Genomic DNA, 21,894 nt, shown 5'->3' on the forward strand with positions numbered 1-21,894 from the left:
CAGCGGTCAATCAATGGATACCAGTAGATCGCGACAGATATGACGATTCGGCGCGCAGATGCGTCCACTTCAAGACGCCCCCGAACCGGTCCCAGGGTTTTCCTTGCCCCCACCCAAGAGGGCAACAAGCTGACGCGATCGGTCAAGCCCTGCGGCTGTTGCTGCGCCGAAAATTTTTCCATCAGACGGCGGCGCCCTGCATCAAGGCCTTGCCGGCAACTTAGGAGAAGACCATGAAAGTCGAACAACTGACCTGCAGCATCGGCGCTGAGGTTTCCGACATCCACCTCGGCGATGCGTCCCGCGACAAGGGCCTGGCCGAGGAAATTCGCGCCCTGCTGCTGCAGCACAAGGTGCTGTTCTTCCGCGATCAGGACATCACACGCGCCGAGCATGTGGGCTTTGCCCGCCACTTCGGCGACCTGGAGGACCACCCCGTGGCCGGCAGCGACCCCGAGCACCCCGGTCTGGTGCAGATCTACCGCAGCGAAAAGCGCGAAAACTACGAGAACACCTATCACAGCGACGGCCAGTGGCGCGAGAACCCGACCATGGGCTGCGTGCTGCGCTGCATCGAAGGCCCGGCCGTCGGTGGCGACACCATCTGGGTCAACATGGCCGAGGCCTACCGCAACCTGCCCGAAGACATCAGGAAAAAGATTGACGGTCTCAAGGCCAAGTCCAGCATCGAGCATGGCTTCGGTGCCGTCATGCCCGAAGAAAAGCGTCTGGAGCTGGGCCGCCAGCATCCTCCGGTCGAGCATCCCGTGGTGCGAACCCACCCCGAAACCGGCGAGAAGGTTCTCTACGTCTGCAGCTTCACCACCCACTTTGCCAACTACCACACGCCCGAGAACGTGCGCTATGGCCAGGACAAGACGCCCGGCGCCAGCATGCTGCTGAACTATCTGATCAGTCAGGCGGCCATCCCCGAGTACCAGGTGCGCTTTCGCTGGAAGCCCGGCAGCGTCGCCATGTGGGACAACCGCTGCACCCAGCACTACGCCGTGCAGGACTACTGGCCCGCCGCGCGCAAGATGGAGCGCGCTGCCATCATCGGCGACAAGCCTTTTTGAGCGAGCTATCTGGCCTGCTTTTTTGCGCCCCTTTTTCCGACCCGCTATTGCCAGCCACCAGCGCCGCCGCATGCCGGCACCGGCACACGGTGCATCACACCGGCGCTGCACAAAAACAATAGCTGGCATCGCTTGACTGCCATCGAAGATAAAGCCATGGCTGCCTGAAAAGCTTTTAAATAAAGCGCAGGCAGCTATTATTTTTTCCTCATCGCCCCCTGCATGAATGTGCGCCCGACCCGACCAGCCCCTGCCTTGCACCAATCGCGCCCTGAGGCCGAAGACGGCGCCCAGGACCGCGAGGTCGGCAGCGCCGCCAGGTACAGCCTGCCATTGCGGTGAGCCATGGCGTGCGCAGACTATGTCAGGCCCGCCCCTGTCTTGCCATAGCCATTTTTCCGGCTCTTCCCGACATCATCCAGGCATGAAAAAGGCCTCCATCGCGGAGGCCGTTTTTGCGCATGTCGGTTCAGCACAGACCGCTTGCAGGCGAGGCCGTGATCGCCTTGCCTGCAAGGCTGTCCCCGGAGATCAGGAAGTCTTCCTGAGGAAACCCTGGTTGGCGCCGGGCCGGTTGGGCGCAAAGCCGTTGGCGGCCAGGCTCTCCTCCACGCTGTCGTAGAACACGCCGATCTTGCTGATCTCGCGCGCCTGCCTGGCGGTGGCGACAGGACGACCGAACTCGCGCGAGATGCGCACCAGCTGCTCGATCTGCGAGACGGTGCTGGCCTTCTCGGTGCGTGTCTGGTTCCACAGACAGTCCTCGGTGCCGCAGCGCACATGCAAACCGGCGGCGATGCCCCACATGTTCACGGGCAGCACGTTGCGCACATTGCTTTCCACGGTCAGCACGGCACCATCGGGCACGGCGCGCACAAAGTTGGCCAGGCTGTACAGGCTGGGCGTGTCCATGCCGCCGGCAATCGCCACCCAGTTCATGACCAGCGGGCCCCTGTAGAAGCCACGGCGCATCAGGCGCTCCACCGACTCGAAGCTGTTGAGGTTGTAGCACTGGAAAGCGCTCTGGATGCCGGCCTTGCTCAGGCGGCGCACATGCTCCTCCACCCAGCCCGGCTGCGCGGGCACGGTCATTTCCTTGTAGGCATTGAACAGCGTGGGATTGGCGCGCGAGGTCCCGGCAAAGTCCGCGTCTTCGGCCTGATCGGTCACATTCATCTGCGAGGTGTTCACCGTCACGGTCACCTGATCGGGCACCGGCTCCAGATCGGCCAGCATGTGACGGGTGTCGTCGGAGAGCCATTTGGCCGCCTGACCTTCGTCCTCGGGCGCAAAGCTGATGGAGCCGCCGACCTGGATGATCATCTCGGGCACGGCCTTGCGCACGCCGGCGATCAGCTCGTTGAATTGGGACAGGCGCTTGCTGCCTTTGCCGTCCAGCTCGCGCACATGCAGGTGCAGCACCGTGGCGCCCGCGTTATAGCAGTCCACGGCTTTCTGGATCTGCGCCTGCATGGTGACGGGAATGTCTTCGGGAAAATCCGAAGGCAGCCAGCCCGGGGCATAGGGCGCCGCCGTGATGATCAGGGGTTGCTGGTTTTCGGGGAACAGGTGGCCGTCGAGAAAGTTCATGACATGTCTCCAAGTGAATGCGGGCTTCGACGCACTGCCACGGCCGCGGCTTGCCCGACCTGCGCAATGCCGCCTGGCATTCAAAAGGCATGGGCAACACCGGCCATCAGGCACCGGATCGTCGAAATTGAAAGCAATTTCACTGTAGGAGAGCTGTCCGCAAAGCGTTTGCCCCAGGACGCTCAAAGCTTGGCAAAGTGCGCCAGCACCTGCGCGCGCCCCGATGCGCCCTTGGGCCGGGCCGGGCCGACCCGCCGGACTGCCGGCCTGTTGCCGCCTTGCTATCGCAGCGGGCCGCCTAGCCGCGCCATGCGGCCTCGATGGCGGCGATATCGATCTTCCTCATCTCCATCATGGCTTCAAAAGCCCGTCTGGCCGCCGCGCGATCCGGGTCGGCAATGGCCGTGGTCAGTACACGGGGCGTGATCTGCCATGACAGACCCCAGCGGTCCTTGCACCAGCCGCACTGACTCTCCTGGCCACCGTTGCCGACGATGGCGTTCCACAGGCGATCCGTTTCCTCCTGATCGTCCGTCGCGACCTGAAACGAAAACGCCTCGCTGTGCTTGAAGACAGGGCCGCCGTTCAGGCCCAGGCAGGGAATGCCCATGACCGTGAATTCGACCGTCAACACATCTCCCTGCTTGCCGCACGGGTAGTCGCCCGGCGCATGGTGGACCGCGCCCACGGCGCTATCGGGGAAAGTCTGGGCGTAGAACCTGGCGGCTTCCAGTGCCTCGCTTTCGTACCAGAGACAAATCGTGTTTTTGCTGACCATCTTGACTCTCCTGAACAGGGACTGATGAATGTCTGCCAACCCGCAGACCGCGACCCCCTCTCTCTATCGATGCGCCGATGCATTGCCGGCTTTCGGTGTCTGTGCATTCAAGCCCCATTTCTGCGCCGCTTCAACCCCCAAGTCGGCAGGCACGGCCCATCTCCACGCAAACAGCCTCGCACTCGGCTCTGGGCAGGGCCCCGGATCGGATCAGTGCATAGCGGCGCAGACGGCTTGCGGGGCGGGCCTTCTCCCGGGGCGGGCCTTTTCCCGGGGCGGGCCTTCACCGGAGTCGCGCCTGCCCCTGCCGCCGTATCTCGGGCCGGCAAGTCGCCGCCCGGCGCAGGCCGAGCTTGCCTCGGCTAGCGCACACCAGAGCAACAGCGTCTGCTTTATATCAAGTTAACTTCTTTCATTTTTGTCTAGTCATATAATTGACTACACATATATAAGACTCAATTCTTGAAACCTACGTCATGAAATTCACTCTGAACGGCCAGGAAGTGGACGCGCAAAGCGCCACTGCCGACACACCTCTTTTGTATGTGCTGCGCAATGACATGCAGCTCAACGGCCCCAAGTTCGGTTGCGGCCTGGGCGAGTGCGGTGCCTGCGCCGTGCTGATCGACGGCAAGGTGGCGCGCTCCTGCTCCGTGCCCCTGAAGGCGGTGGACGGCAAGAAGGTCACCACGCTGGAAGGCCTGTCGCCCGACGCCAGCAAGGCCGCCAACGCGCAGGCCCTGCAGGACCACGCCGTGCTGGATGTCAGCGCCGCCAAGCAAGAGGCTCCCGCCCCATCGCGCACGTACACCCTGCATGTGGTGCAGCAAGCCTTTGTCGATGCACAGGCTGCCCAGTGCGGCTACTGCACCAACGGAATGATCATGGCGCTGGTCGCCCTGTTCAACCAGCAGCCCAAGGCCAGCGACGAAGAAATCAGGCACGCCCTGTCCGGCCATCTGTGCCGCTGCGGCACCCATGTGGAAATCATGCAGGCTGCCGCCCGCGCCCGTGAGCTGATTGCCATGGGTCACAGCCCGGCCCTCCCCGCCGCCGGCGCATCCACCACCGCAAAGGCTGCCTGATCATGAAATTCTTCACCAAAGACAATCACGCCCAGCTCACCCGTCGCCAGCTGCTCAAGGCCGGCGGCATGCTGATGGTCGGCTCCGTTGCAGGCGGCCATCTGCTGATGGCCCAGACCGCCCCTGAAGCGGCTGCCAAGGGCGCTTTCCCCATTCCTTCGGCCAAGCTGGTGGACAGCTTCATCGCGATTGGCGCCGACGGCTCCGTCACGGCCTACAACGGCCACGTGGACCTGGGCACGGGCGTGCGCACGGCTCTGGGCCAACTGGTGGCCGACGAGCTGTATGTGGACTTTGCCGCCGTGACCATGGTGCTGGGCCACACTGCCCGCACCCCGGACCTGGGCCCCACCATTGCCAGCAACACCATCCAGGTGTCGTCCCTGCCCATGCGCCATGCCGCAGCGCAGGTGCACCAGTTGCTGATCAAGCTGGCGAGCGAAAAATCCGGTGTTCCCGCCGAGCGCATCACCACCCACAAAGGCTTTGTCATCGCCGGCGGCAAGCGCTATGGCTATGGCGAGCTGGTCCAGGGCCAGGATCTGCAGATCGAGGTCGACGACAAGATCGAGCTGCGCAAGTCCGGCTTCGAGTACATCGGCAAGTCGGTGCAGCGCGTGGACATCCCCAACAAGGTGCTGGGCGCGCTGACCTATATCCATGACCTGCGCGTGCCCGGCATGCTGCACGGCCGCGTGATCCGTCCTCCCTACACCGGCGCCGATGCCACGGCTCCCCTGGGCTCTAGCCTCGTGTCCGTGGACGAAAAGTCCATCGCCCATCTGCCTGGCATCGTCAAGGTCGTGGTCAAGGGCGACTTCGTGGGCGTGGTGGCCGAGCGTGAAGAGCAGGCCATCGCTGCCATGCGCCAGCTCAAGGTCACCTGGAAGGAGTGGAGCGGCCTGCCCGATATGTCGCTGAGCGGTCTGCACCAGACCCTGGTGGACCACGCCAAGACCGACCGCGTGCTGCAGGAAGACGAAGGCGCGCTGCAGGCCGTCGAGCAGGTCAAGACTGCGCTGACCCGCGACTATGTCTGGCCCTATCACGCTCACGGCTCCATCGGCCCGTCCTGTGCGATTGCCGAAGTGGGCAACGGCCAGATCCAGGTCTGGACCGGCTCGCAAAACCCTCACGACGTGTGCAAGGACATTGCCAAGCTCATGGACGTGAATGCCGACAACATCAACGTCACCCGCCTCGAAGCCTCTGGCTGCTACGGCCGCAACTGCGCTGACGACGTCTGCTCGGATGCCGTGCTGATGTCTGCCGCCGTGGGCAAGCCCGTGCGCGTGCAGCTGATGCGCGAGCAGGAAGCCGGCTGGGAGCCCAAGGGCACGGGCCAGCTGATTCGCGTGCGCGGCGGCCTGGACGAGCACAACAATGTGGCCGCCTACGAGCTGCGCACCTGCTACCCCTCGAACAACGCCTCGGCGCTGGCCCTGATCCTCACCGGCAAGGTGTCCGCCAAGATCGATGCCCAGCAAATGGGCGACCGCACTGCCATTCCGCAGTACGAGTACCCCAAGATGCGCGTGATCTCCCAGGACGCCGTGCCCATCGTGCGCGCCTCGTGGATGCGCGGCGTCTCCGCCCTGCCCAATGTGTTCGCCCATGAGTCCTGGATCGACGAATGCGCCTATCTGGCCAAGGCCGACCCCATCGAGTACCGCCTGCGCTATCTCAAGGATCCGCGCGCCGTGGCGCTGATTGCCGAGGCCAAGAAGCAGTGCAACTGGCAGGAAGGTCCGGCGCGCCGCAGTGCGGCTGCTGACGATCAGCGCCTGGTCAAGGGTCGCGGCTTTGCCTATGCCCGCTACTTCCACAGCAAGTTCCCCGGCTACGGTGCGGCCTGGGCGACCTGGGTGGTCGACGTGACCGTGGACCGCGAAACCGGCGAAGTCAAGGTCGACAAGGTCTTTGTCGCCCAGGACACCGGCGCCATGGTCAACCCCGCAGGCGTGCGTCATCAGGTGCACGGCAACGTGGTGCAGTCCACCAGCCGCGTGCTCAAGGAGTTCGTCACCTTCGACAAGAGCGGCGTCACCTCCGTGGAATGGGGCGGCTACCCCATCCTGCGCTTTGACGAGCTGCCCGAGATCGACTCGCTGCTGGTCGAGCGCCCCGACGAGGCGCCCATGGGCGCCGGCGAATCGGCCTCCGTGCCCAGCGCCGCCGCCGTGGCCAACGCCATCTTCGACGCCACCGGCGTGCGCCTGCTGGAAGTGCCGTTCACGCCCAGCCGCGTGCTGGCCGCGCTCAAGGCCGCCAAGAGCGGCGCCGCCTCGTCCAAGTGACTCCACCGATAAAGAACATAGATATGCGAACGTTCCAAAAGATTCTGGCGGGCGGTGCGGCTGTAGTGGTCGTGCTGGCTGCCGCCGGCCTGGCGCTCACCCATCAGGGCGAGATTGCGCCCCAGTCAGCCATTCCTGCTGCCGACTTCACGCCCCAGCAGATTGCCAAGGGCAAGCTGCTGGCCGCCATGGGCGACTGCGCCGTCTGCCACACTGCTCCCAGCGGCAAGACCAACGCGGGCGGTCTGGCCATGCCCAGCCCCTTCGGCACCATCTACACCAGCAACATCACGCCCGATCTGCAGACCGGCATCGGCAGCTGGAGCTATGAAGCCTTCGAGCGCGCCATGCGCCACGGCGTGGACCGCGAAGGCCAGTACCTCTACCCCGCCTTCCCCTACACGGCCTTCAGCCGCGTGACGGATGAGGACATGAAGGCCTTGTACGCCTATTTGATGAGCGAGCCTGCCGTGGAGAACCAGCCACCCAAGACGGCGCTGAACTTCCCCTACAACGTGCGCCGCGGCATTGCAGCCTGGAACTGGCTCTACCTCAAGCCCGGCGTCGTCAAGGACGATGAAAAGCAGGCTCCCGAATGGAATCGCGGTGCCTATCTGGTCGAAGGCCTGGGTCACTGCAGCGCCTGCCACACACCGCGCAACGGCCTGGCCGCTGAAAAAACGGGTGAATTCCACCTCACCGGCGGCAGCGCCGAAGGCTGGGATGCTCCTGCTCTGACGGACAAGACGGCCTCGCCCCTGCCCTGGACCAAGCAGGATCTGGTCGACTACATGAAGACCGGCTTCTCGGCCCGTCACAGCGTGGCAGCCGGCCCCATGGCTCCCGTGGCCCACGGCCTGTCGCAGCAAAGCGATGCCGACCTCGACGCCATTGCCACCTATCTGATGAGCTACCGCAAGGCCGACGCCGCGCCCGGCGATGCCAAGGCACTCATCGAAGAGAAGACCGCCAAGCCCAAGCTGGCGCTTGATGCCGAAGGCTACCGCCTGTACCAGGGCGCCTGCATGGCCTGCCACAAGGCAGACCCCTCGGGCAGCAGCTTCGGCGTGCGTCCCCAGCTGGCGCTGAGCACCAGCCTGCACTCCGCATCGCCCGACAACGCCATCATGGCCGTGCTCGAAGGCGTGCAACATCCGGCCCATGCCGACCTGGGCACCATGCCGGCCTTCCGCCATGCACTCAGCGATGCACAGATCGCCACCCTGCTCAACACCATGCGTGCCCAGTACGGTGTGGACGAGTGGAAGGACCTGGCTGCCAAGGTAGGCCAGTTGCGCAAGCAGACCCAGGCGCATTGACAGCAGGCGCTGCCAAAGCGCTGCACAGCTCTGCACAAGCCGGCCTTCCCTGTCCCATCGGGCCTCGGAAGGCCTTTTTGCGCGTGATCATTTACGGGTAGCGCCGCTACCCAGCGCCCGCCTGATGCTTCAAAATTGCAGCGAGCGAGAGAAACAGAGAAAGCAAGCAATGGACAATATCGACGTCTTGGTACTCAAGGCACTGCGTGACTGGCGCTCGGCCGGCCAGCACGCCTTGCTCGCCACCGTGGTGCGCACCTGGGGCTCGTCCCCGCGGCCCGTGGGCTCCATGATGGCCTTGCGCGAGGACGGTCGCGCCATTGGCTCGGTATCGGGCGGCTGCATCGAAGACGATCTGATCGCCCGCCACACCAAGGCCCTGAACCAGAATCTGGGCATCCCGGACGGCCCGCCGCAGCTGGTGCGCTATGGCGTGAGCGCCGACGAGGCCCACCGCTTCGGCCTGCCCTGCGGCGGCACGCTGGAGCTGCTGCTGGAATTCAACCCCGATGCGGCCAGCCTGCAGCAACTGGTGGCCGATCTTGAAGCAGGATCACTGGTGAAACGCAGCGTCGACTGCAGCAGCGGCGAAGTCAGCCTGCAGACGGCCGAGCACCCCGATGTGCTGGAGTTTGACGGCCAGCAACTCGTCAACCACCTCGGCCCCGGCTACCGCATGCTGCTGATCGGTGCGGGGGCCCTGGCCGAATACCTGGCCACCATGGCCTTGTTCAACGGCTTCACGGTCACCGTCTGCGACCCGCGCGAGGAATACATGGGCAGCTGGTCCGTGGCCCAGGTCAGCACCGTCACCGACATGCCCGACGATGCCGTCACGGCCTTCAAGCCCGATGCGCGCAGCTGCATCGTCGCCCTCACCCACGACCCCAAGCTCGACGACCTGGCCCTGCTCGAAGCCCTGCACAGCCCGGCCTTCTATGTGGGCGCCATCGGCTCGCGCCGCAACAACCACGCCAGGCGCGAGCGCATGATGGAGCACTTTGGCGAGACCGAAGCGTCGCTGGCCAAGCTGCGCGGCCCCATCGGCCTCTATATAGGCAGCAAGACTCCGGCAGAGATCGCGGTGAGCGTCATGGCCGAGATTCTGGCCGTGAAGAACGCCGTGCCGCTGCCGCAGGCCATGTCGGTGGAAGTGGCCAAGCACGAGCATGACATTGCCATGAACGAGGCCAGCACGCATTGCGCCATTGCGCAAATCCTCCAGCCGGGCTCGGCGCACTGATCTCCGTCAGCTCAGGCCCGCAGCGCAAAGTCCACGGCCGCTGCAGCGTGCAAGGCCGTGGTGTCCAGCACCGGCAGCACGCTGTCTTCGCTCTTGATGAGCAAGCCGATTTCCGTGCACCCCAGCACCACGGCCTGCGCCCCACGGGCCGCCAATGACTCGATGGCACGCTGATAGAGCTTGCGCGACACATCGCTGATCTGCCCCGCGCAAAGCTCCTCATAGATGATGCGATGCACCTGCGCGCGCTCGGCCTCGCCCGGCACCAGCACCTTCAGGCCGAACTGCTGCTCCAGCCTCTCGCGCATGAACGGCTGCTCCATGGTGAAGCGCGTACCCAGCAGCCCCAGCACCTGCACGCCGGCTGCGCGCGCGGCCGCACCGACCGGGTCGGCTATGTGCACGAAAGGAATCGACACGGCTGCCGCCACCTGATCCGCCACCTTGTGCATGGTGTTGGTGCAAAGCAGCACGCAGTCGGCGCCGCCGGCTTGCAGACGCCGGGCGGCATCGGCCAGCAGCGCTGCCGCGTCATGCCAGCGGCCTTCATGCTGGGCCTGCTCGACAGGGCCGAAGTCCACGCTGTACATCAGCAGCCTGGCCGAGCGCAGCGCGCCCAGACGGTCCCGGACACCCTGGTTGATCAGGCGGTAGTACTCGGCGCTGGACTCCCAGCTCATGCCGCCGATCAGGCCGATGACGCGCTGCGGCCCGGCGCTTGTTTGCAGGTCTTGATTCATGAGCGCCAGTGTGAGGCCGGCTGGCCGCCATCGTCTATCATGAAATTTCAGCCCGCCATGAAGACCCACCTGATTCAGCCTTTGGCAACCGATGCGCCTGCCGTGCAGATCCATTTGCTCGACCGCGCCGCCTACAGCAGCCGCGACCCGGTGCGCATGCATACGCTGGGCATCGCACTGCAAAGGCAGCAAGGCGTGCACGCGATTGCCTCCGACAGGCGCGTGGACTTCGACACCTGGCCCGGCACCCTGAGCTATACACCGCCGGGCGTGGAGGTATTTTCCGAATCGGCCACCGGCGGCGAATATCTGGTGCTGCGCTATGCCGCCCATGAGGCTGACGCGCCCGGCCCATCGCGGCGCATCTCGCGACATGGCGAGCGTGCAGCCTTGCAGATGGCGCAGTATCTGCGCCGGCTGCTGCTCAGCCCGCAGCCGGACGCTCTGGCCATCGAGCAGGCTGCGCTGCGCTTTCTGGCCTGCCAGGAAGGCAGCGCCTGCGGGGGCGACGCGCGCCCCGGCGCCGGCTATGCGCGCGTGCTGGACCGCATTGCCGCCGAGCTCGATCGGCCGCTGAGCATTGCCGATCTGTCCGCCATGGTGGGCACCAGCCCCTTGCGCTTTCTGCGCGAGTTCACACGGCTCACGGGCATGACGCCGCATGCCTGGATCACGGAGACCCGGCTGCAGGCGGCCCGCGCCATGATGCGAGGCCCCGATCTGTCCCTCACGCAGATCGCGCTGGAATGCGGCTTCAACCACCAGTCGCATATGGGCCATCTATTTCGCAAACACCTGGGCCTGACGCCAGGCCAGTATCGGCAACATCACGGCTTGAAACAAACACCCGGCCCTTGAATTGCGCGCCTGCAGGCAGGCGATTCACATACGGTTTCATTGCCGGACACACAAAGTGCGGCCTGCGGGGCGCGCCATGCCTCAAGCAGCATTCAAGCGGCGTACCATTGCCGCCTCAATGACGACCGCCAAGAAAAAGAAAACGCCTGCGCGCAAGCGCGGCAATGCCTCCAAGACTGCTCGCTACAGTCTCTCCCGCATCAAGCGCTTTGCCCTGTCTGCAGGTGCGGCGGCGCTGGCCAGCTTCCAGATTGCCAGCTGCAGCTTCAATCCCGGTGCCTCTGCCGAAAAACTGCTGGGCCAGGCGCTGGCGAGCCTGCATATTCCCGCACTGGATGCGCTGGGCCAGCGCCTGCAGGCCTTTCGCAAGAACGGCTGGCCGGATCTGGATGGTCTGCATTCCGGCTCCCACACGCCCAGTGTGGGCGGCAAGGTGGCCAAGGCCGATGTCACGGCAACTGCCCAGCCCACGCACTTTGCCGGCTGCCCCCAGTTCTTTCCCGGCGGCAAGGCTCCGGCCCTGCAACTGCACTCCCATGAGCGCGAGCTGTGCTTTTCGGGTTTTGCCGTTCTGCACAACGGCAGCACCAAGACCCCGGTGTTTGTTGCCGAGCGTCTGAACCGCCAGACGCTGCAGCAGGCCCAGGGCTTGCAGCGCAGCGACAAGTTCTATGCCGACGCCCGCCTGCCGAGCGCCGAGCGCTCCGAGCTTGATGACTACAAGCGCTCCGGCTTTTCGCGCGGCCATATGGCCCCGGCGGCAGACATGAGCACGCCCGAGGCCATGGCCCAGAGTTTCAGCCTCGCCAATATGGTTCCGCAAAACCAGGTGCACAACGCGGGAGCCTGGAGCCAGGTGGAACAGGCCACGCGCAAATACGCGCTGCGTGCCCGAGGCGACGTCTATGTCTTCACCGGCCCGGTGTTCAGCAAAAATGCCTCGACCATCGGTGCGGGCAAAGTGGCGGTGCCCGACTACCTCTTCAAGCTGGTCTACGACGCCAGCACCGGCAAGAGCTGGGTGTACTGGCAGGCCAATAGTGCCGACACCCGCATGGGCCCGCCCATCAGCTACGAGGAGTTCACCCGTCGCACCGGCATGCCGCTGCTGTCGGCTGTGAATCTGCCGACAGCATAAAAAAGGAGCTGATAGCGCAATCCATTCAATGATTTCAATGTGTTTTCATATTAAAACCCATGAATGGCTTACACAATAAGCTCACTTTTCAATAGCTACACAAATCCACCGAGACGACGGGGATTCAATTCGGCTCGCCCGCCAGCCGGCGCACCACCTCGGACAGCACCTGGGCCTTCTGACGGGTGCGCTCGTTGGCCATGCCCGTGAAGCCACGCTTGGTGGCCGTGTGGTGCAGCGTATGGCCGACCTGCTTGCGGTACAGCGCACGCGCCCGGTCGCGCATGGCACGGGCGCGCTGCAGTTGCAGGCGGCGCTGGGCCGGGCTCAGCCTGACCAGGGCCGCATCGGACTGGGAAAGGTCGTAGAGCTCACACTCATCGGTGGCGAGAAGTTCATGTGCGCTATGGATGGCACGTCCCATGGCTTGCTCCTGTCATCAAATGCAATGAAAAAACACCTTGGAAGCATGCACATCCAAGGTGTTTCGGTGAGTACAGAACTGCACTCTAGGACAGATTCCGGCTGAGCCGCCCAATACCGCACCCATGCCAGCGGTATTGGGGACGCAGCGAACTGCCAGCCAAAGAGGCGATGAGCCTGCCGCCAGCCTGTGCAGACGGCACGTGCTCCTAGCTTGCCTGGCTTACCTGACTGCGGCTCCTGCTGCGGCCGCTGCCGGCGCACTGGCCGCTGGCACGCTAGCGACTGCAGGGCCGTGCTGCCAGCTGACGGGCAGCACGGTGTCCAGCCAGTGCATGCGCCAGGCCAGCAGCGCGGCGGCTGCCATCAGTGCCAGCACACACAGGCTGTTGCGCAGGCCATGACTGTCCGCATAAGGGTCGGCAATATTGCGCTTGGCGTTGACCGGCACCTTGGCCGTCTGCGACAGGCTGCGGCCCAGGCCCAGATTGATGTTCATGCGGCCATTGATGGCCCAGCCGCTGGCATCCAGAATCGGTCCCAGGCTGCGCTGACGCAGCTTGAGCCAGGCAATCAGCATGCTGGGGCCGGAGATGGCCAGGATAAGGCCCAGTATGGCCACCGGAATCCACGGCCCCAGTTCGATGAACTTGCCGAAGATGCCAACGATCACGGCACTGAGCGAGCCCAGTGCCACGCCGATGGCGGCCACCGTCCCCACATCGGTCTTGCGCGCTGCGGCAGGTGCCTGGGCCAGCTCCTTGGGCGCCGTCACCAGCTTGGCCGCGTTGTCGCTGAGGCTGGTATTGACCACATCGTTCTTGGCTGCGGCATGCTTGGCGACCTGCTCCTCGATCATGCGCAGGAACTTCTTGTAGGGCGAAAAAAAGGCCTGGCCGATGCTGGTCGGGTTGTCGATGAGCTTGACGATGGTCGCATCCCAGTCCTGGCCCGCACGGTCGTAGAACACGCCGTTGCGCCCCACGAACAGAAAATCCACATCGCCTGCCGTGAAGGCCGCAACGATCGTCTTCTTCTGCCCCTCGCGCTTGCACTCGCAATAGGCCAGATAGGTCTTGGCCATGGCGGCCAGCACCGAGTGGGCGGCGGCATCGGCCACCTCCACGGTCAGATCGCAGCTGCGGCCGTCCAGGAACAAGGTACCGGCCTGGAAGGCCGCGCCTTCGCGGCGATAGAAGCGGGAGAAGGAGACAAAGTTGTTGAGCAGCTCCAGCAGATCGCGCTGCAGGCGGATCAGCTTTTCCAGGGCCATGGCCTGCACGGCATGCTCTTTTTCGGCATCGTCATGGTCCAGCAACTGCATTACGGCATCTTTCAGCCCGCTGGACAGCAACTGCTGAATCTCGGCCTCGCTCACTGCGCCCAGCGGCGTGGCCGGGCACTCTGACAACCATTGCTGGCAATGAGCCAGCATGGTCTTGAGCTGATCCCACTGCACCTCGGTCAGCGCCGTCAGCGCTTGGCCGAACACGGGCTGCACGGCCTGCTCGCGCAAGGTCTGCAAGGCAGCAGCCCAGGCGGGATTGACGCCATTGACCAGCGGCAGGCTGCGCTCGCCGGTGACGGCAGCCAGCGGCAGCGCGGCCACAGACTCCGATGCATTGCTGAGCACCTGCGCCCCCAATGCGGCATAGCCCTCTTCCGTGGGGTTGAGCGGTGCCCGTGCATTGGCATCGAACTCCACCAGTCGCGTGCGGGCAAAAAAATCATCGACTTTGGCCTGCACCGCGTTCACAGCCTCCGCAGCCGCCAGCGCCTGTGCGCGCGGCTGCAGATTGCAACCCAGCCCTTGTGCCCGGGCAAACCAGTCCTGCAGGCTTTGCACGTCTTCCCAGAAGGCCTCGGCCTTGCTGCGGTTGATGCCGGGCACTCCATCGCTGCCGTCCACCGCACCGTAAAGCTCCTGAATGCGCGCAATCAGGCCGGCCAGCGCCTCATCGCCCTCGGCAGTGGCCGCACTGACGACGCCGTCGCCATTGAAGCGCAGGGCCTGCAGCGAGGCCATGCGCTCCTGCACCTGGGCCAGCGTGATGGCCTGGGCATCGGGCAGACCCGCGAGTTCCAGCACGCGCCTGGCCTCTGCCAGCAGCAGCGCGCCTTCCTGCGTCGCATCGTTGATGCTGCCCAGCTGCAGCACATCGCCGCCATCGGCCAGAACTTGCGGGTCACGCACTCTTGCCACGGCCCATTCACAGGCGGCCACCAGCTCCGGGGGACGAATGCGCCCGTCCTTGCTTTCGTCAATCAAATCCAGCGTTGCGCTGTCGAACTCGATACCTCTGGTGGGACAGGCCAGAGCCACCCACAGCTTCTGATCGAGCTCACCAATATGGGCAATGTCCTGGCCCGTGCGGATCACCACCTGGTCCACCTCGCCGGCGCGGAAAAACTGCCACTCGTACTGCTTGTGCATGAAACTACCAACTCCCAGGCAAGGATTGCCCTTGTCAAAGCACATGGCAACCAATGGCTGCCTGCACTATCCGCTATCAAAAGCGAGGAGTTTAAAAGTCATTTGCACTGCCCGAATGGTGACATTTGTGAACTCTTGCGCTTCCTGGAGCTGGCTGGCACTGCCTGCTGCGGCCTTGTTGCGCCATCTTGAGCGGCTGCTTGTTTGCCTTAATAAAGTACTTTTTTAGATACTTTATTTGCTACACTGCCCCGCAAAACTGTGCCTATGACTGCTACGTCCACCGCCTCCCAATCTCGCGACAAGCTGCACCTGCAGCTGGCCCGGCTGTTTCGCAACAAGATAGCGACGGGCGAGTGGCCGGTCGGACAAAGCATTCCCACTGTCGATGAGCTTGAGGCACTGCACGGCGTCTCGCGCACCACGGTGCGCATGGCCGTACATGCGCTGGTCGACGAAGGCCTGCTGGAGACCCGCAAGCGCGGCGGCACCAAGGTCGTGGGCCAGCCCTACAAGCCCCCATCCTTTTTGCTGCCCACGACCTGGCAGGAACTGGTGGCCTTTGGCGAGCAGATTCAGCAGACCACGCTGCAGCAAGCGAATGACTGCGTGCCGCCCATTCCGGCCGGCTTCCCCTCCCCTGGCGAACTGGCCCCGGCCTATACCTATTTTTTGCGCGTGCACAAGCACGGCGATGCACGCTTTTGCCTCTCCGAGCTGTACCTGGAACAGAACCTCTACCCCAGGCTGCAGGAACAGCTGGAGCGCACCACGCTGGCTCAGGCGCTGGGAAATGATCCAGCGCAGATCGCCACGGCCCGCCAGTACCTGAGCGTAGCCCCGGCCGACGAGCTGATTGCCGAGCAGCTGGGCGTGCCGCTGGGCACGCCGTTGATGCAGGCGCTGCGCTGGGCCTGCAATCCACAGGGCTTGATCGTCTACTGGGCCAAGGTACGCTTCATCAGCGAATACGTGCATATCGAAATGGACCTGCTCAAATGACCACCGTCCTGCCCCAAGTCCAGCAGCTCTCCAAGCCCCATAGCGGCCGCGTCGCCTGGATCACCGGCTCCACCAGCGGCATAGGCTGGGCCGTTGCCAGGCAACTGGCTGGCGAAGGTGCCGCCATTGCCCTGCATGGCAGCGCCGCCCCCAGCGCTCGCACCGATGCGCAGCTGGCCGAGCTGCAGGCACTGGGTGTGGCGGCCCGCTATTACGCGCTCGACCTGGCTGACGGCGAAGCCATTGCCCCCCTGGCCCGGCGTATTGCCGCCGATCTGGGGGACGTGGACATTCTGGTCAACAACGCAGGCATGCAGCATGTGGAATCGGTGCTCAGCTTCCCTGCGGCCCAGTGGAACACCATGCTGGCCGTCAACCTTAGCGCACCGTTTCACACCATACAGGCCTGCACGCCGGCCATGCTGGAGCGCGGCTGGGGGCGCATCATCAATATGGCATCCGTCAGCGGCCTGGTCGGCGTGGCCCACAAGCCCGCCTATGTGGCCAGCAAGCACGGCCTGCTGGGCCTGAGCAAATCCGTGGCACTGGAGCTGGCCACCACGCCCGTGACCTGCAACGCCATCTGCCCCGGCTGGGTGCTCACGCCGCTGGTACAGGCCCAGATCCAGGCCCTGGCGCTGCGCGAAAACCTGGACGAGCCCGCAGCCCGCACCAAGTTGCTGGGAGCCAAGCAACCCTCGCAGGCTTTTGTAACGGTGGAGCAGGTTGCGGCGCTGGTCAGCTTTGTGGCCAGCGACAACGCCGCCCAGGTGCGTGGTGCACAGTGGAATATGGATGGAGGCTTCACTGCGGCATGAAAGGTCCACAAGCCAGATCCCATTGATCGGTCATAGATCGCTCATAGATCAATGGCTGACAGCGCACAGCAGATCAGCGCTGCAGCCTGTTTTTATTCAAATCGTTTAAGGAGACGAACATGACATTGAACGAAACCCACGACGCCGGCCTGCAAAGCTGGGTCACCAGCGCCAACACAGGCAGCAGCGACTTCCCCATCCAGAACCTGCCGTTTGCAGTGTTTCGTCGCAAGAGCAGCAGCGAGGCTTTTCGCGGCGGCGTGGCGATTGGCGACCAGGTGCTGGATATGGCGGCCGTTCGCGATGCCCAGGCACTGAGCGGCGATGTGCAGGCCCAGGTCGAAGCAGCGGCGCAGGGTCAGCTCAACAGCTTGATGGCCATGGGCCCTGCATCATGGTCGGCCCTGCGCCTGGCCCTGTCGCGCGCCCTGCGTGCCGGCGCTGCCGAAGAAGCCGCTCTCAAGGCCTGCCTCGTGGCCCAGGCCGATGTGGAGTACAGCGTACCCGCACAGGTGGGCGACTACACGGACTTCTACACCTCCGTGCATCACGCTACCAATGTGGGCAAGCTGTTTCGCCCCACCAACCCGCTGATGGAAAACTACAAGTGGGTGCCCATCGGCTACCACGGCCGTGCCTCCAGCATCCGCATCTCCGGCGTGGACTTCAAGCGCCCCAACGGCCAGCTCAAGGCCCCCGATGCCGACCCCGTGCTCAAGCCCTGCAACCGCCTCGACTATGAGCTGGAGATGGGCATTTACGCAGGCTCGGCCAATGCCTGGGGCGAGGCCATCGGCATCGAGGACGCTGAGCACCACATCTTCGGTCTGTGCCTGCTCAACGACTGGTCGGCACGCGACATTCAGGCCTGGGAATACCAGCCGCTGGGCCCCTTCCTGTCCAAGAACTTCGCCACCAGCATCTCGCCCTGGATTGTGACGCTGGAAGCACTGGAGCCCTATCGCACGGCCTTTGTCCGCCCGTCCGAGGACCCACAGCCCCTGCCCTACCTCAGCTCCGAAGCCAACTCGCAGCGCGGTGCGCTCGATGTACAGCTCACGGTCGCCATCCAGACCGAGAAGATGCGCGCCGAAGGCAAGGCTGCCGAGCAGATCACCCGCACCAGCTACCGCCACGCCTACTGGACCATGGCCCAGCTGATTGCCCACCACACCGTCAACGGCTGCGATCTGCACCCCGGCGACCTGCTGGGCACGGGCACACTGTCCGGCCCCACCATGGCCGAAGCCGGTGCCCTGCTGGAAATCACCGAAGGCGGCAAAAACCCCTTGAGCCTGAGCAACGGCGAAACCCGCACCTTCTTGCTCGACGGCGACGCCGTGGTCTTTACCGGCTGGTGCGAAAAGCCTGGAGCCGCGCGCATCGGCTTTGGCGAATGCCGCGCCACCGTGCTGCCTGCACACCAGGCCTGAGCACGCCTCGGCCATCTCCCAAAGAACCGGCCTGGCGCCGGTTTTTTGTTGGGAATCTGCCTTGGGCCTGCTCGTAACGCCATGACACAATTGCAGCCATGCCTTCTGCTTCGGACACCCCCACCCCTGCGCTCGCCCCTGCTGGCCGAAACCAGCGCCAGGAGCCCGTGCTGGACCAGCCTACGCGCTCGGATGCCAGCCCCTTGCCTGCCTCCATTGCAGGGGCCTTTGCAGCTGCGGCCTATTCCATGCAGCACAGTCTGCAACACGAGGACGAGCAGACCGCTGCGCCCGAAGAGGAGGACAGCGGCCTGCTGCCCCAACTCTATGCCAGCCGTCTGAGCCCACGTTCACGCGACTTTTACCTGGCCCAGTTCAAGCGCTTCGATGCCCTGGACCGCAGCCTGCCCAGCTGGAATATGGCGGCCGCCTTGCTGACCCTGGCCTGGTGCAGCCTGCACGGTCTATGGCGCGAGGCTGCGAAATACCTGGCAGCCGTCACGGCAACCGCGCTGATCTGGTGGTTTGGCCTGCGCCCGGCTCTGCCCGAGGCCATGGCTCTAGGCCTGGGCATTGCCCTGTGGCTGCTCGCCGTGGCCGTGCCCGGCCTGCTGGGCAATGGCTGGTACTGGCGCAAGATCAAGGCCCAGACGCTGCAGGCGATTACGGACGCGCCCAATATGGCCGCCGCCCATGCCGCCTTGCAGGCGCAGGTCGGCTCTGCTCGCAACAGAACCGCAGCCATGCTGGTGCTGGCCCTGCCTGTGGCAGCGGCCGCAGGCGCGGGCCTGGCCTTGCTGCCCGCCGACAACCCTGCCCCCCCCAAGAGCGCGCAGCCTGCAGCCACCGCCGCAGCCACCGCTGCAGCTAATCGTCCGGCTGCCAGCCCGGACCCGGCAAAGCCCGCCCCCGAAGCTGCCTCCACTGCCGTCCAGCCAGAAAGCCGCTCGGCAGAGCCAACGCCTACGGCCGCCACCGAGACAGACACAAGCGCAGAGCAAGCAGCGCCCAATGCCGCTGCCTCAGTGCCGAGCAAAGCGGCGGTCAAGGCCGAGCCGAGCGAAAACCAGACAGCCAGACCGGCGACAGATACCAAGGAGCAGCCCGTCAAAGATGCCCCCTCGACACCCCATGCCGGCTCGGATCTGGTTCCTGGCAAGTTCTATCTGAATCTGGGCGTCTATTCCGAAGCGGGCAATGCAGACAAGGTACTGGCGCAGCTGCAAAAGTCCAGACTGCCCGCGCTGACGCAGAAGATGGCCAGCAACAAAGGGGAGGTCACCCGAGTACGCAGCGGCCCCTTCGAGAGCCGAAAGCGCGCCGAAAAGGCTGCGCGCAAGCTGCAGGCCGCGAATATCGATGCCGGCATCTTTCAAAGTGCAGAAGGTCCCCACAGGCCATAGACTCCGGCGCTAAACACGGAGAGTCCAGATGCAAGCATTGCCCTGATGGCCTTGCGCATGAAGCCATCAAATTTGCGCATTGCCTTGTTGCACCCGCTTGCACATCAAGGCCTGGTCTGGCATGCGCGGGCACCTGGGTGGCGCTATGGTGTGGGGCATGAAGCATCGAACACCCACTTGGCCTATTTCCACCCGCCCTTTGCTGGGCATGGCTGCTGCCAGCATGGCAGTGCTGATGGCTGGCTGCGCCAGCAACGGCATGGTCGCAGGCGGCACGGCCGCCCCGGCTGCGCGTCAGCTGCAGGTCTGTCATGCGGAGCCAGTACAGATCTATATCGGCCACAACACGGTGGCGTCGACGCTGGAGACCATCCGCCAGAAATCCGGCTCGTATCTGCTGCGCGTGCTGCGCGAGGGTCAGCCCACAACCATGGAATACAACCAGGAGCGCCTGAACGTCATCACCAATGACGCAGGCAAGATCACGGCGCTGCGCTGCGGCTGAGCATCCACCAGGACTTACAGGAACATTTCCTGCAGGTCGCTGAGAAAGTCGAAGCCGCGTTCGGTGGGCACCACACGGCCCGAATCGCGCAAGCACACCTGCCAAACGATACGGTGCGCAAAGCCGAGCAAGCACGCCGAAAGCTGACATCGAGTCGCGACGAGGACAGGGCCGAGAGCACAGGAACAAAACCCGAAATACGGCCTCGTCTCACCGAGCCGCAGGCTGGGGCTGGGGCTGGGTTTCGTATCCGAAAAGCTGCGGGGTGGCACGAATATCGAGCACCAGACCACCTTCCTCGGGCGTCCTGGCAAGCCGCTCGTAGTCCTGGGCGGACATTTCTTGGATTTTCCTGAAGTCTCGGGTCCGGCTGAAAACGCCATTGCGCCATTGATACACTTCATCCAGCTTCTGGTCGAAGGTATAGGCATGGTGGTTGTCGTTGTAAAAATCGCCGAATTTTCCACGCCCGAGATAGATGGCGTTGGAACCTTCATATCCCGTCTTCTGCGAAAATCGCGGATCCGTATTGACTAAATAGGCCCAGTCGCCCGGAATGAAGTTGCGCGGCGCGACATGCTCTGCAATGCGAAGCAATTTACCGGGGCGCGGCAATGTCGCTGGGTCGAATTCCTTCTCGAAACTCCACATCCGGGGCGGCTCCACGTCAACCAAGGAGTCGCCGTCCAAGGCCAGCCGTCTTTCGACGCCAAGCTCCCGGCTGGCATCCGGTCTTACGCGCTGAAAGTAGTCCACCACACCCTGGGCCATCAATAGTTTGGCGGCGGTATAGCAGCCGATTGCGTATTTGTGCTGCGACTGAAAAGCGTCCATCAGCGCGGCTGCTATCGACACGCCATTCCTGGGGGTTCCATTCGCCCAGTAGCGCACGTTCCAGCGCGCACGCCCACCATTGGGCCAAGTCCATTGCAAGACTTCGGTCCACGCCACGATATTCTGGCGCAAGCCTATGTGGTCCTCCAAAGCCCCCAGGCTGCAAGCGCCGCCATCGAATGAGGTCATCCGGCCATGCTGGAGCACAGACAGCAGGATTTCCTTTTTGGAAACAGTGGCAACCTTGCGCAGCTTGCCTTTGCGCTCCGGCAGCTGGACGATTTCCAACGGCACGTTGTACTCCACGCGACGGACCAGGTCCAAGGTGTCGGTATCGTCCGCAGGCGTGGCCAGTGCATAAACGACGACCCCAGTGTCCTGCTGCTCTGATTGGGTGACCAGCGCGAGGTCGATGTCCAACTTGCCAAGGTACTCGACCATCTGCGTTTCGAGCATGGGCAGCTGAGCCGGGTTGCAGACAAAGCGAAGGTCGGCGTTGGCCGGCGCTGTCAAAGCCATCATGCCAAGCAGCAGACACGCATGAAGTCCGGGGCGGACGACGCTGCCAGCGACTGCACCACGGGATGCCTGCCCTTTGAAAAGTCGCTTGAATTCGAGCCTATACCAAACAAGACGGCCAGAACCCGCAAAAACGGCATGACGTAATTTCATGGCGACGGCTTTCCTAGTCAAGGCAAGCGGAAGAACACTCCGCTGGTCTGCCTCATTCAGCGCACAGGCAGCGACTTCGACGCCTATGCGCAAGCTGGCAGTAGCCCATTACGGCAATGATTTTCGCGCTCAGCCAGGATGGCCCGCAACCGTTTCGCGTTGAGTTCATGGCTCAACTCAGGCTCTCCTCAGGAATGCCATGACACGGGCGCCCGGCGCTGCGGTTGGCACCGTCCGGCAGGCCTG

Annotated in this window: 18 protein-coding genes; 12 read left to right on the plus strand and 6 right to left on the minus strand. The window is 64.0% G+C overall.

The window, feature by feature from the left end; translation table 11 throughout:
• Window positions 1-233 precede the first annotated feature (233 nt).
• Window positions 234-1,076 (plus strand): TauD/TfdA dioxygenase family protein, encoded by an 843-nt coding sequence (locus AC1RTQ_RS00070; RefSeq protein ID WP_492873517.1) that lies wholly within the window; start codon window positions 234-236, stop codon window positions 1,074-1,076.
• A 531-nt stretch (window positions 1,077-1,607) separates the two neighbouring features.
• On the opposite strand, the gene AC1RTQ_RS00075 is transcribed toward AC1RTQ_RS00070, so the two are convergent.
• Entirely contained in the window at window positions 1,608-2,666 is a 1,059-nt protein-coding gene (locus AC1RTQ_RS00075) for a beta-keto acid cleavage family enzyme (RefSeq protein WP_291603293.1), read from the minus strand.
• Between the two features lie 298 nt (window positions 2,667-2,964).
• Window positions 2,965-3,444: a VOC family protein gene (locus AC1RTQ_RS00080; RefSeq protein ID WP_492873519.1), complete on the minus strand. Its 480-nt coding sequence runs from the start codon at window positions 3,442-3,444 to the stop codon at window positions 2,965-2,967.
• A gap of 476 nt (window positions 3,445-3,920) precedes the next feature.
• Here AC1RTQ_RS00080 and AC1RTQ_RS00085 point away from each other — a divergent pair, with 476 nt between their 5' ends.
• The 4 genes from AC1RTQ_RS00085 to AC1RTQ_RS00100 all read left to right on the plus strand — a co-directional run bounded on the left by AC1RTQ_RS00085 (window position 3,921) and on the right by AC1RTQ_RS00100 (window position 9,388).
• Complete coding sequence (locus tag AC1RTQ_RS00085) at window positions 3,921-4,529, plus strand: (2Fe-2S)-binding protein (RefSeq protein WP_492873521.1); 609 nt, start codon at window positions 3,921-3,923, stop codon at window positions 4,527-4,529.
• A 2-nt stretch (window positions 4,530-4,531) separates the two neighbouring features.
• Window positions 4,532-6,826, plus strand: a complete 2,295-nt coding sequence (locus AC1RTQ_RS00090) for a xanthine dehydrogenase family protein molybdopterin-binding subunit (protein ID WP_492873523.1) — start codon at window positions 4,532-4,534, stop codon at window positions 6,824-6,826.
• A 23-nt stretch (window positions 6,827-6,849) separates the two neighbouring features.
• A complete protein-coding gene (locus AC1RTQ_RS00095; RefSeq protein WP_492873525.1) occupies window positions 6,850-8,145 on the plus strand; it encodes a c-type cytochrome in 1,296 nt (431 codons plus the stop codon).
• 169 nt (window positions 8,146-8,314) lie between these two features.
• The gene (locus tag AC1RTQ_RS00100; protein WP_492873526.1) at window positions 8,315-9,388 is read left to right on the plus strand and encodes an XdhC family protein; all 1,074 of its coding nucleotides are present in this window, start codon (window positions 8,315-8,317) and stop codon (window positions 9,386-9,388) included.
• An 11-nt stretch (window positions 9,389-9,399) separates the two neighbouring features.
• Here AC1RTQ_RS00100 and AC1RTQ_RS00105 read toward each other — a convergent pair whose 3' ends face one another.
• Window positions 9,400-10,128, minus strand: coding sequence for an aspartate/glutamate racemase family protein (locus AC1RTQ_RS00105; RefSeq protein ID WP_302089434.1), 729 nt, complete (start codon window positions 10,126-10,128; stop codon window positions 9,400-9,402).
• A gap of 57 nt (window positions 10,129-10,185) precedes the next feature.
• Here AC1RTQ_RS00105 and AC1RTQ_RS00110 point away from each other — a divergent pair, with 57 nt between their 5' ends.
• Both AC1RTQ_RS00110 and AC1RTQ_RS00115 read left to right on the plus strand, forming a co-directional pair.
• On the plus strand, window positions 10,186-10,986 hold the full coding sequence (locus tag AC1RTQ_RS00110) for a helix-turn-helix domain-containing protein (RefSeq protein ID WP_492874506.1): 801 nt from the start codon (window positions 10,186-10,188) through the stop codon (window positions 10,984-10,986).
• Window positions 10,987-11,104: 118 nt separating this feature from the next.
• Window positions 11,105-12,124, plus strand: coding sequence for a DNA/RNA non-specific endonuclease (locus AC1RTQ_RS00115; RefSeq protein ID WP_492874507.1), 1,020 nt, complete (start codon window positions 11,105-11,107; stop codon window positions 12,122-12,124).
• A gap of 124 nt (window positions 12,125-12,248) precedes the next feature.
• On the opposite strand, the gene AC1RTQ_RS00120 is transcribed toward AC1RTQ_RS00115, so the two are convergent.
• Together AC1RTQ_RS00120 and AC1RTQ_RS00125 are read right to left on the minus strand one after the other, a co-directional pair.
• Window positions 12,249-12,548 (minus strand): hypothetical protein, encoded by a 300-nt coding sequence (locus AC1RTQ_RS00120; RefSeq protein WP_492873527.1) that lies wholly within the window; start codon window positions 12,546-12,548, stop codon window positions 12,249-12,251.
• Between the two features lie 222 nt (window positions 12,549-12,770).
• The gene (locus tag AC1RTQ_RS00125) at window positions 12,771-14,981 is read right to left on the minus strand and encodes a hypothetical protein (protein WP_492873529.1); all 2,211 of its coding nucleotides are present in this window, start codon (window positions 14,979-14,981) and stop codon (window positions 12,771-12,773) included.
• Between the two features lie 267 nt (window positions 14,982-15,248).
• On the opposite strand from AC1RTQ_RS00125, the gene AC1RTQ_RS00130 reads away from it, so the two are divergent.
• The 5 genes from AC1RTQ_RS00130 to AC1RTQ_RS00150 all read left to right on the plus strand — a co-directional run bounded on the left by AC1RTQ_RS00130 (window position 15,249) and on the right by AC1RTQ_RS00150 (window position 20,142).
• Window positions 15,249-15,983: a GntR family transcriptional regulator gene (locus AC1RTQ_RS00130; RefSeq protein WP_492873530.1), complete on the plus strand. Its 735-nt coding sequence runs from the start codon at window positions 15,249-15,251 to the stop codon at window positions 15,981-15,983.
• Window positions 15,980-16,801, plus strand: coding sequence for a 3-hydroxybutyrate dehydrogenase (locus tag AC1RTQ_RS00135; protein ID WP_492873531.1), 822 nt, complete (start codon window positions 15,980-15,982; stop codon window positions 16,799-16,801). The genes AC1RTQ_RS00130 and AC1RTQ_RS00135 overlap by 4 nt, the downstream gene beginning before the upstream one ends.
• Window positions 16,802-16,920: 119 nt before the next feature.
• Window positions 16,921-18,234: a fumarylacetoacetase gene (gene fahA / locus AC1RTQ_RS00140; RefSeq protein ID WP_492873533.1), complete on the plus strand. Its 1,314-nt coding sequence runs from the start codon at window positions 16,921-16,923 to the stop codon at window positions 18,232-18,234.
• Window positions 18,235-18,332: 98 nt separating this feature from the next.
• The gene (locus AC1RTQ_RS00145) at window positions 18,333-19,637 is read left to right on the plus strand and encodes an SPOR domain-containing protein (RefSeq protein WP_492873535.1); all 1,305 of its coding nucleotides are present in this window, start codon (window positions 18,333-18,335) and stop codon (window positions 19,635-19,637) included.
• Between the two features lie 145 nt (window positions 19,638-19,782).
• The gene (locus AC1RTQ_RS00150; RefSeq protein WP_409815021.1) at window positions 19,783-20,142 is read left to right on the plus strand and encodes an I78 family peptidase inhibitor; all 360 of its coding nucleotides are present in this window, start codon (window positions 19,783-19,785) and stop codon (window positions 20,140-20,142) included.
• Between the two features lie 210 nt (window positions 20,143-20,352).
• On the opposite strand, the gene AC1RTQ_RS00155 is transcribed toward AC1RTQ_RS00150, so the two are convergent.
• A complete protein-coding gene (locus AC1RTQ_RS00155) occupies window positions 20,353-21,648 on the minus strand; it encodes a hypothetical protein (RefSeq protein WP_492873536.1) in 1,296 nt (431 codons plus the stop codon).
• Between the last annotated feature and the right edge of the window lie 246 nt (window positions 21,649-21,894).

The sequence above is a fragment of the Comamonas sp. GW821-FHT11H03 genome, from assembly GCF_058807955.1.

Bases quoted from the DNA above. Each gene is read 5' to 3' on its own strand.
- AC1RTQ_RS00070 (WP_492873517.1), top strand. From the start codon at position 234: ATGAAAGTCGAACAACTGACCTGCAGCATCGGCGCTGAGGTTTCCGAC.
- AC1RTQ_RS00075 (WP_291603293.1), bottom strand. From the start codon at position 2,666: ATGAACTTTCTCGACGGCCACCTGTTCCCCGAAAACCAGCAACCCCTG.
- AC1RTQ_RS00080 (WP_492873519.1), bottom strand. From the start codon at position 3,444: ATGGTCAGCAAAAACACGATTTGTCTCTGGTACGAAAGCGAGGCACTG.
- AC1RTQ_RS00085 (WP_492873521.1), top strand. From the start codon at position 3,921: ATGAAATTCACTCTGAACGGCCAGGAAGTGGACGCGCAAAGCGCCACT.
- AC1RTQ_RS00090 (WP_492873523.1), top strand. From the start codon at position 4,532: ATGAAATTCTTCACCAAAGACAATCACGCCCAGCTCACCCGTCGCCAG.
- AC1RTQ_RS00095 (WP_492873525.1), top strand. From the start codon at position 6,850: ATGCGAACGTTCCAAAAGATTCTGGCGGGCGGTGCGGCTGTAGTGGTC.
- AC1RTQ_RS00100 (WP_492873526.1), top strand. From the start codon at position 8,315: ATGGACAATATCGACGTCTTGGTACTCAAGGCACTGCGTGACTGGCGC.
- AC1RTQ_RS00105 (WP_302089434.1), bottom strand. From the start codon at position 10,128: ATGAATCAAGACCTGCAAACAAGCGCCGGGCCGCAGCGCGTCATCGGC.
- AC1RTQ_RS00110 (WP_492874506.1), top strand. From the start codon at position 10,186: ATGAAGACCCACCTGATTCAGCCTTTGGCAACCGATGCGCCTGCCGTG.
- AC1RTQ_RS00115 (WP_492874507.1), top strand. From the start codon at position 11,105: ATGACGACCGCCAAGAAAAAGAAAACGCCTGCGCGCAAGCGCGGCAAT.
- AC1RTQ_RS00120 (WP_492873527.1), bottom strand. From the start codon at position 12,548: ATGGGACGTGCCATCCATAGCGCACATGAACTTCTCGCCACCGATGAG.
- AC1RTQ_RS00125 (WP_492873529.1), bottom strand. From the start codon at position 14,981: ATGCACAAGCAGTACGAGTGGCAGTTTTTCCGCGCCGGCGAGGTGGAC.
- AC1RTQ_RS00130 (WP_492873530.1), top strand. From the start codon at position 15,249: ATGACTGCTACGTCCACCGCCTCCCAATCTCGCGACAAGCTGCACCTG.
- AC1RTQ_RS00135 (WP_492873531.1), top strand. From the start codon at position 15,980: ATGACCACCGTCCTGCCCCAAGTCCAGCAGCTCTCCAAGCCCCATAGC.
- fahA (WP_492873533.1), top strand. From the start codon at position 16,921: ATGACATTGAACGAAACCCACGACGCCGGCCTGCAAAGCTGGGTCACC.
- AC1RTQ_RS00145 (WP_492873535.1), top strand. From the start codon at position 18,333: ATGCCTTCTGCTTCGGACACCCCCACCCCTGCGCTCGCCCCTGCTGGC.
- AC1RTQ_RS00150 (WP_409815021.1), top strand. From the start codon at position 19,783: ATGGTGTGGGGCATGAAGCATCGAACACCCACTTGGCCTATTTCCACC.
- AC1RTQ_RS00155 (WP_492873536.1), bottom strand. From the start codon at position 21,648: ATGAAATTACGTCATGCCGTTTTTGCGGGTTCTGGCCGTCTTGTTTGG.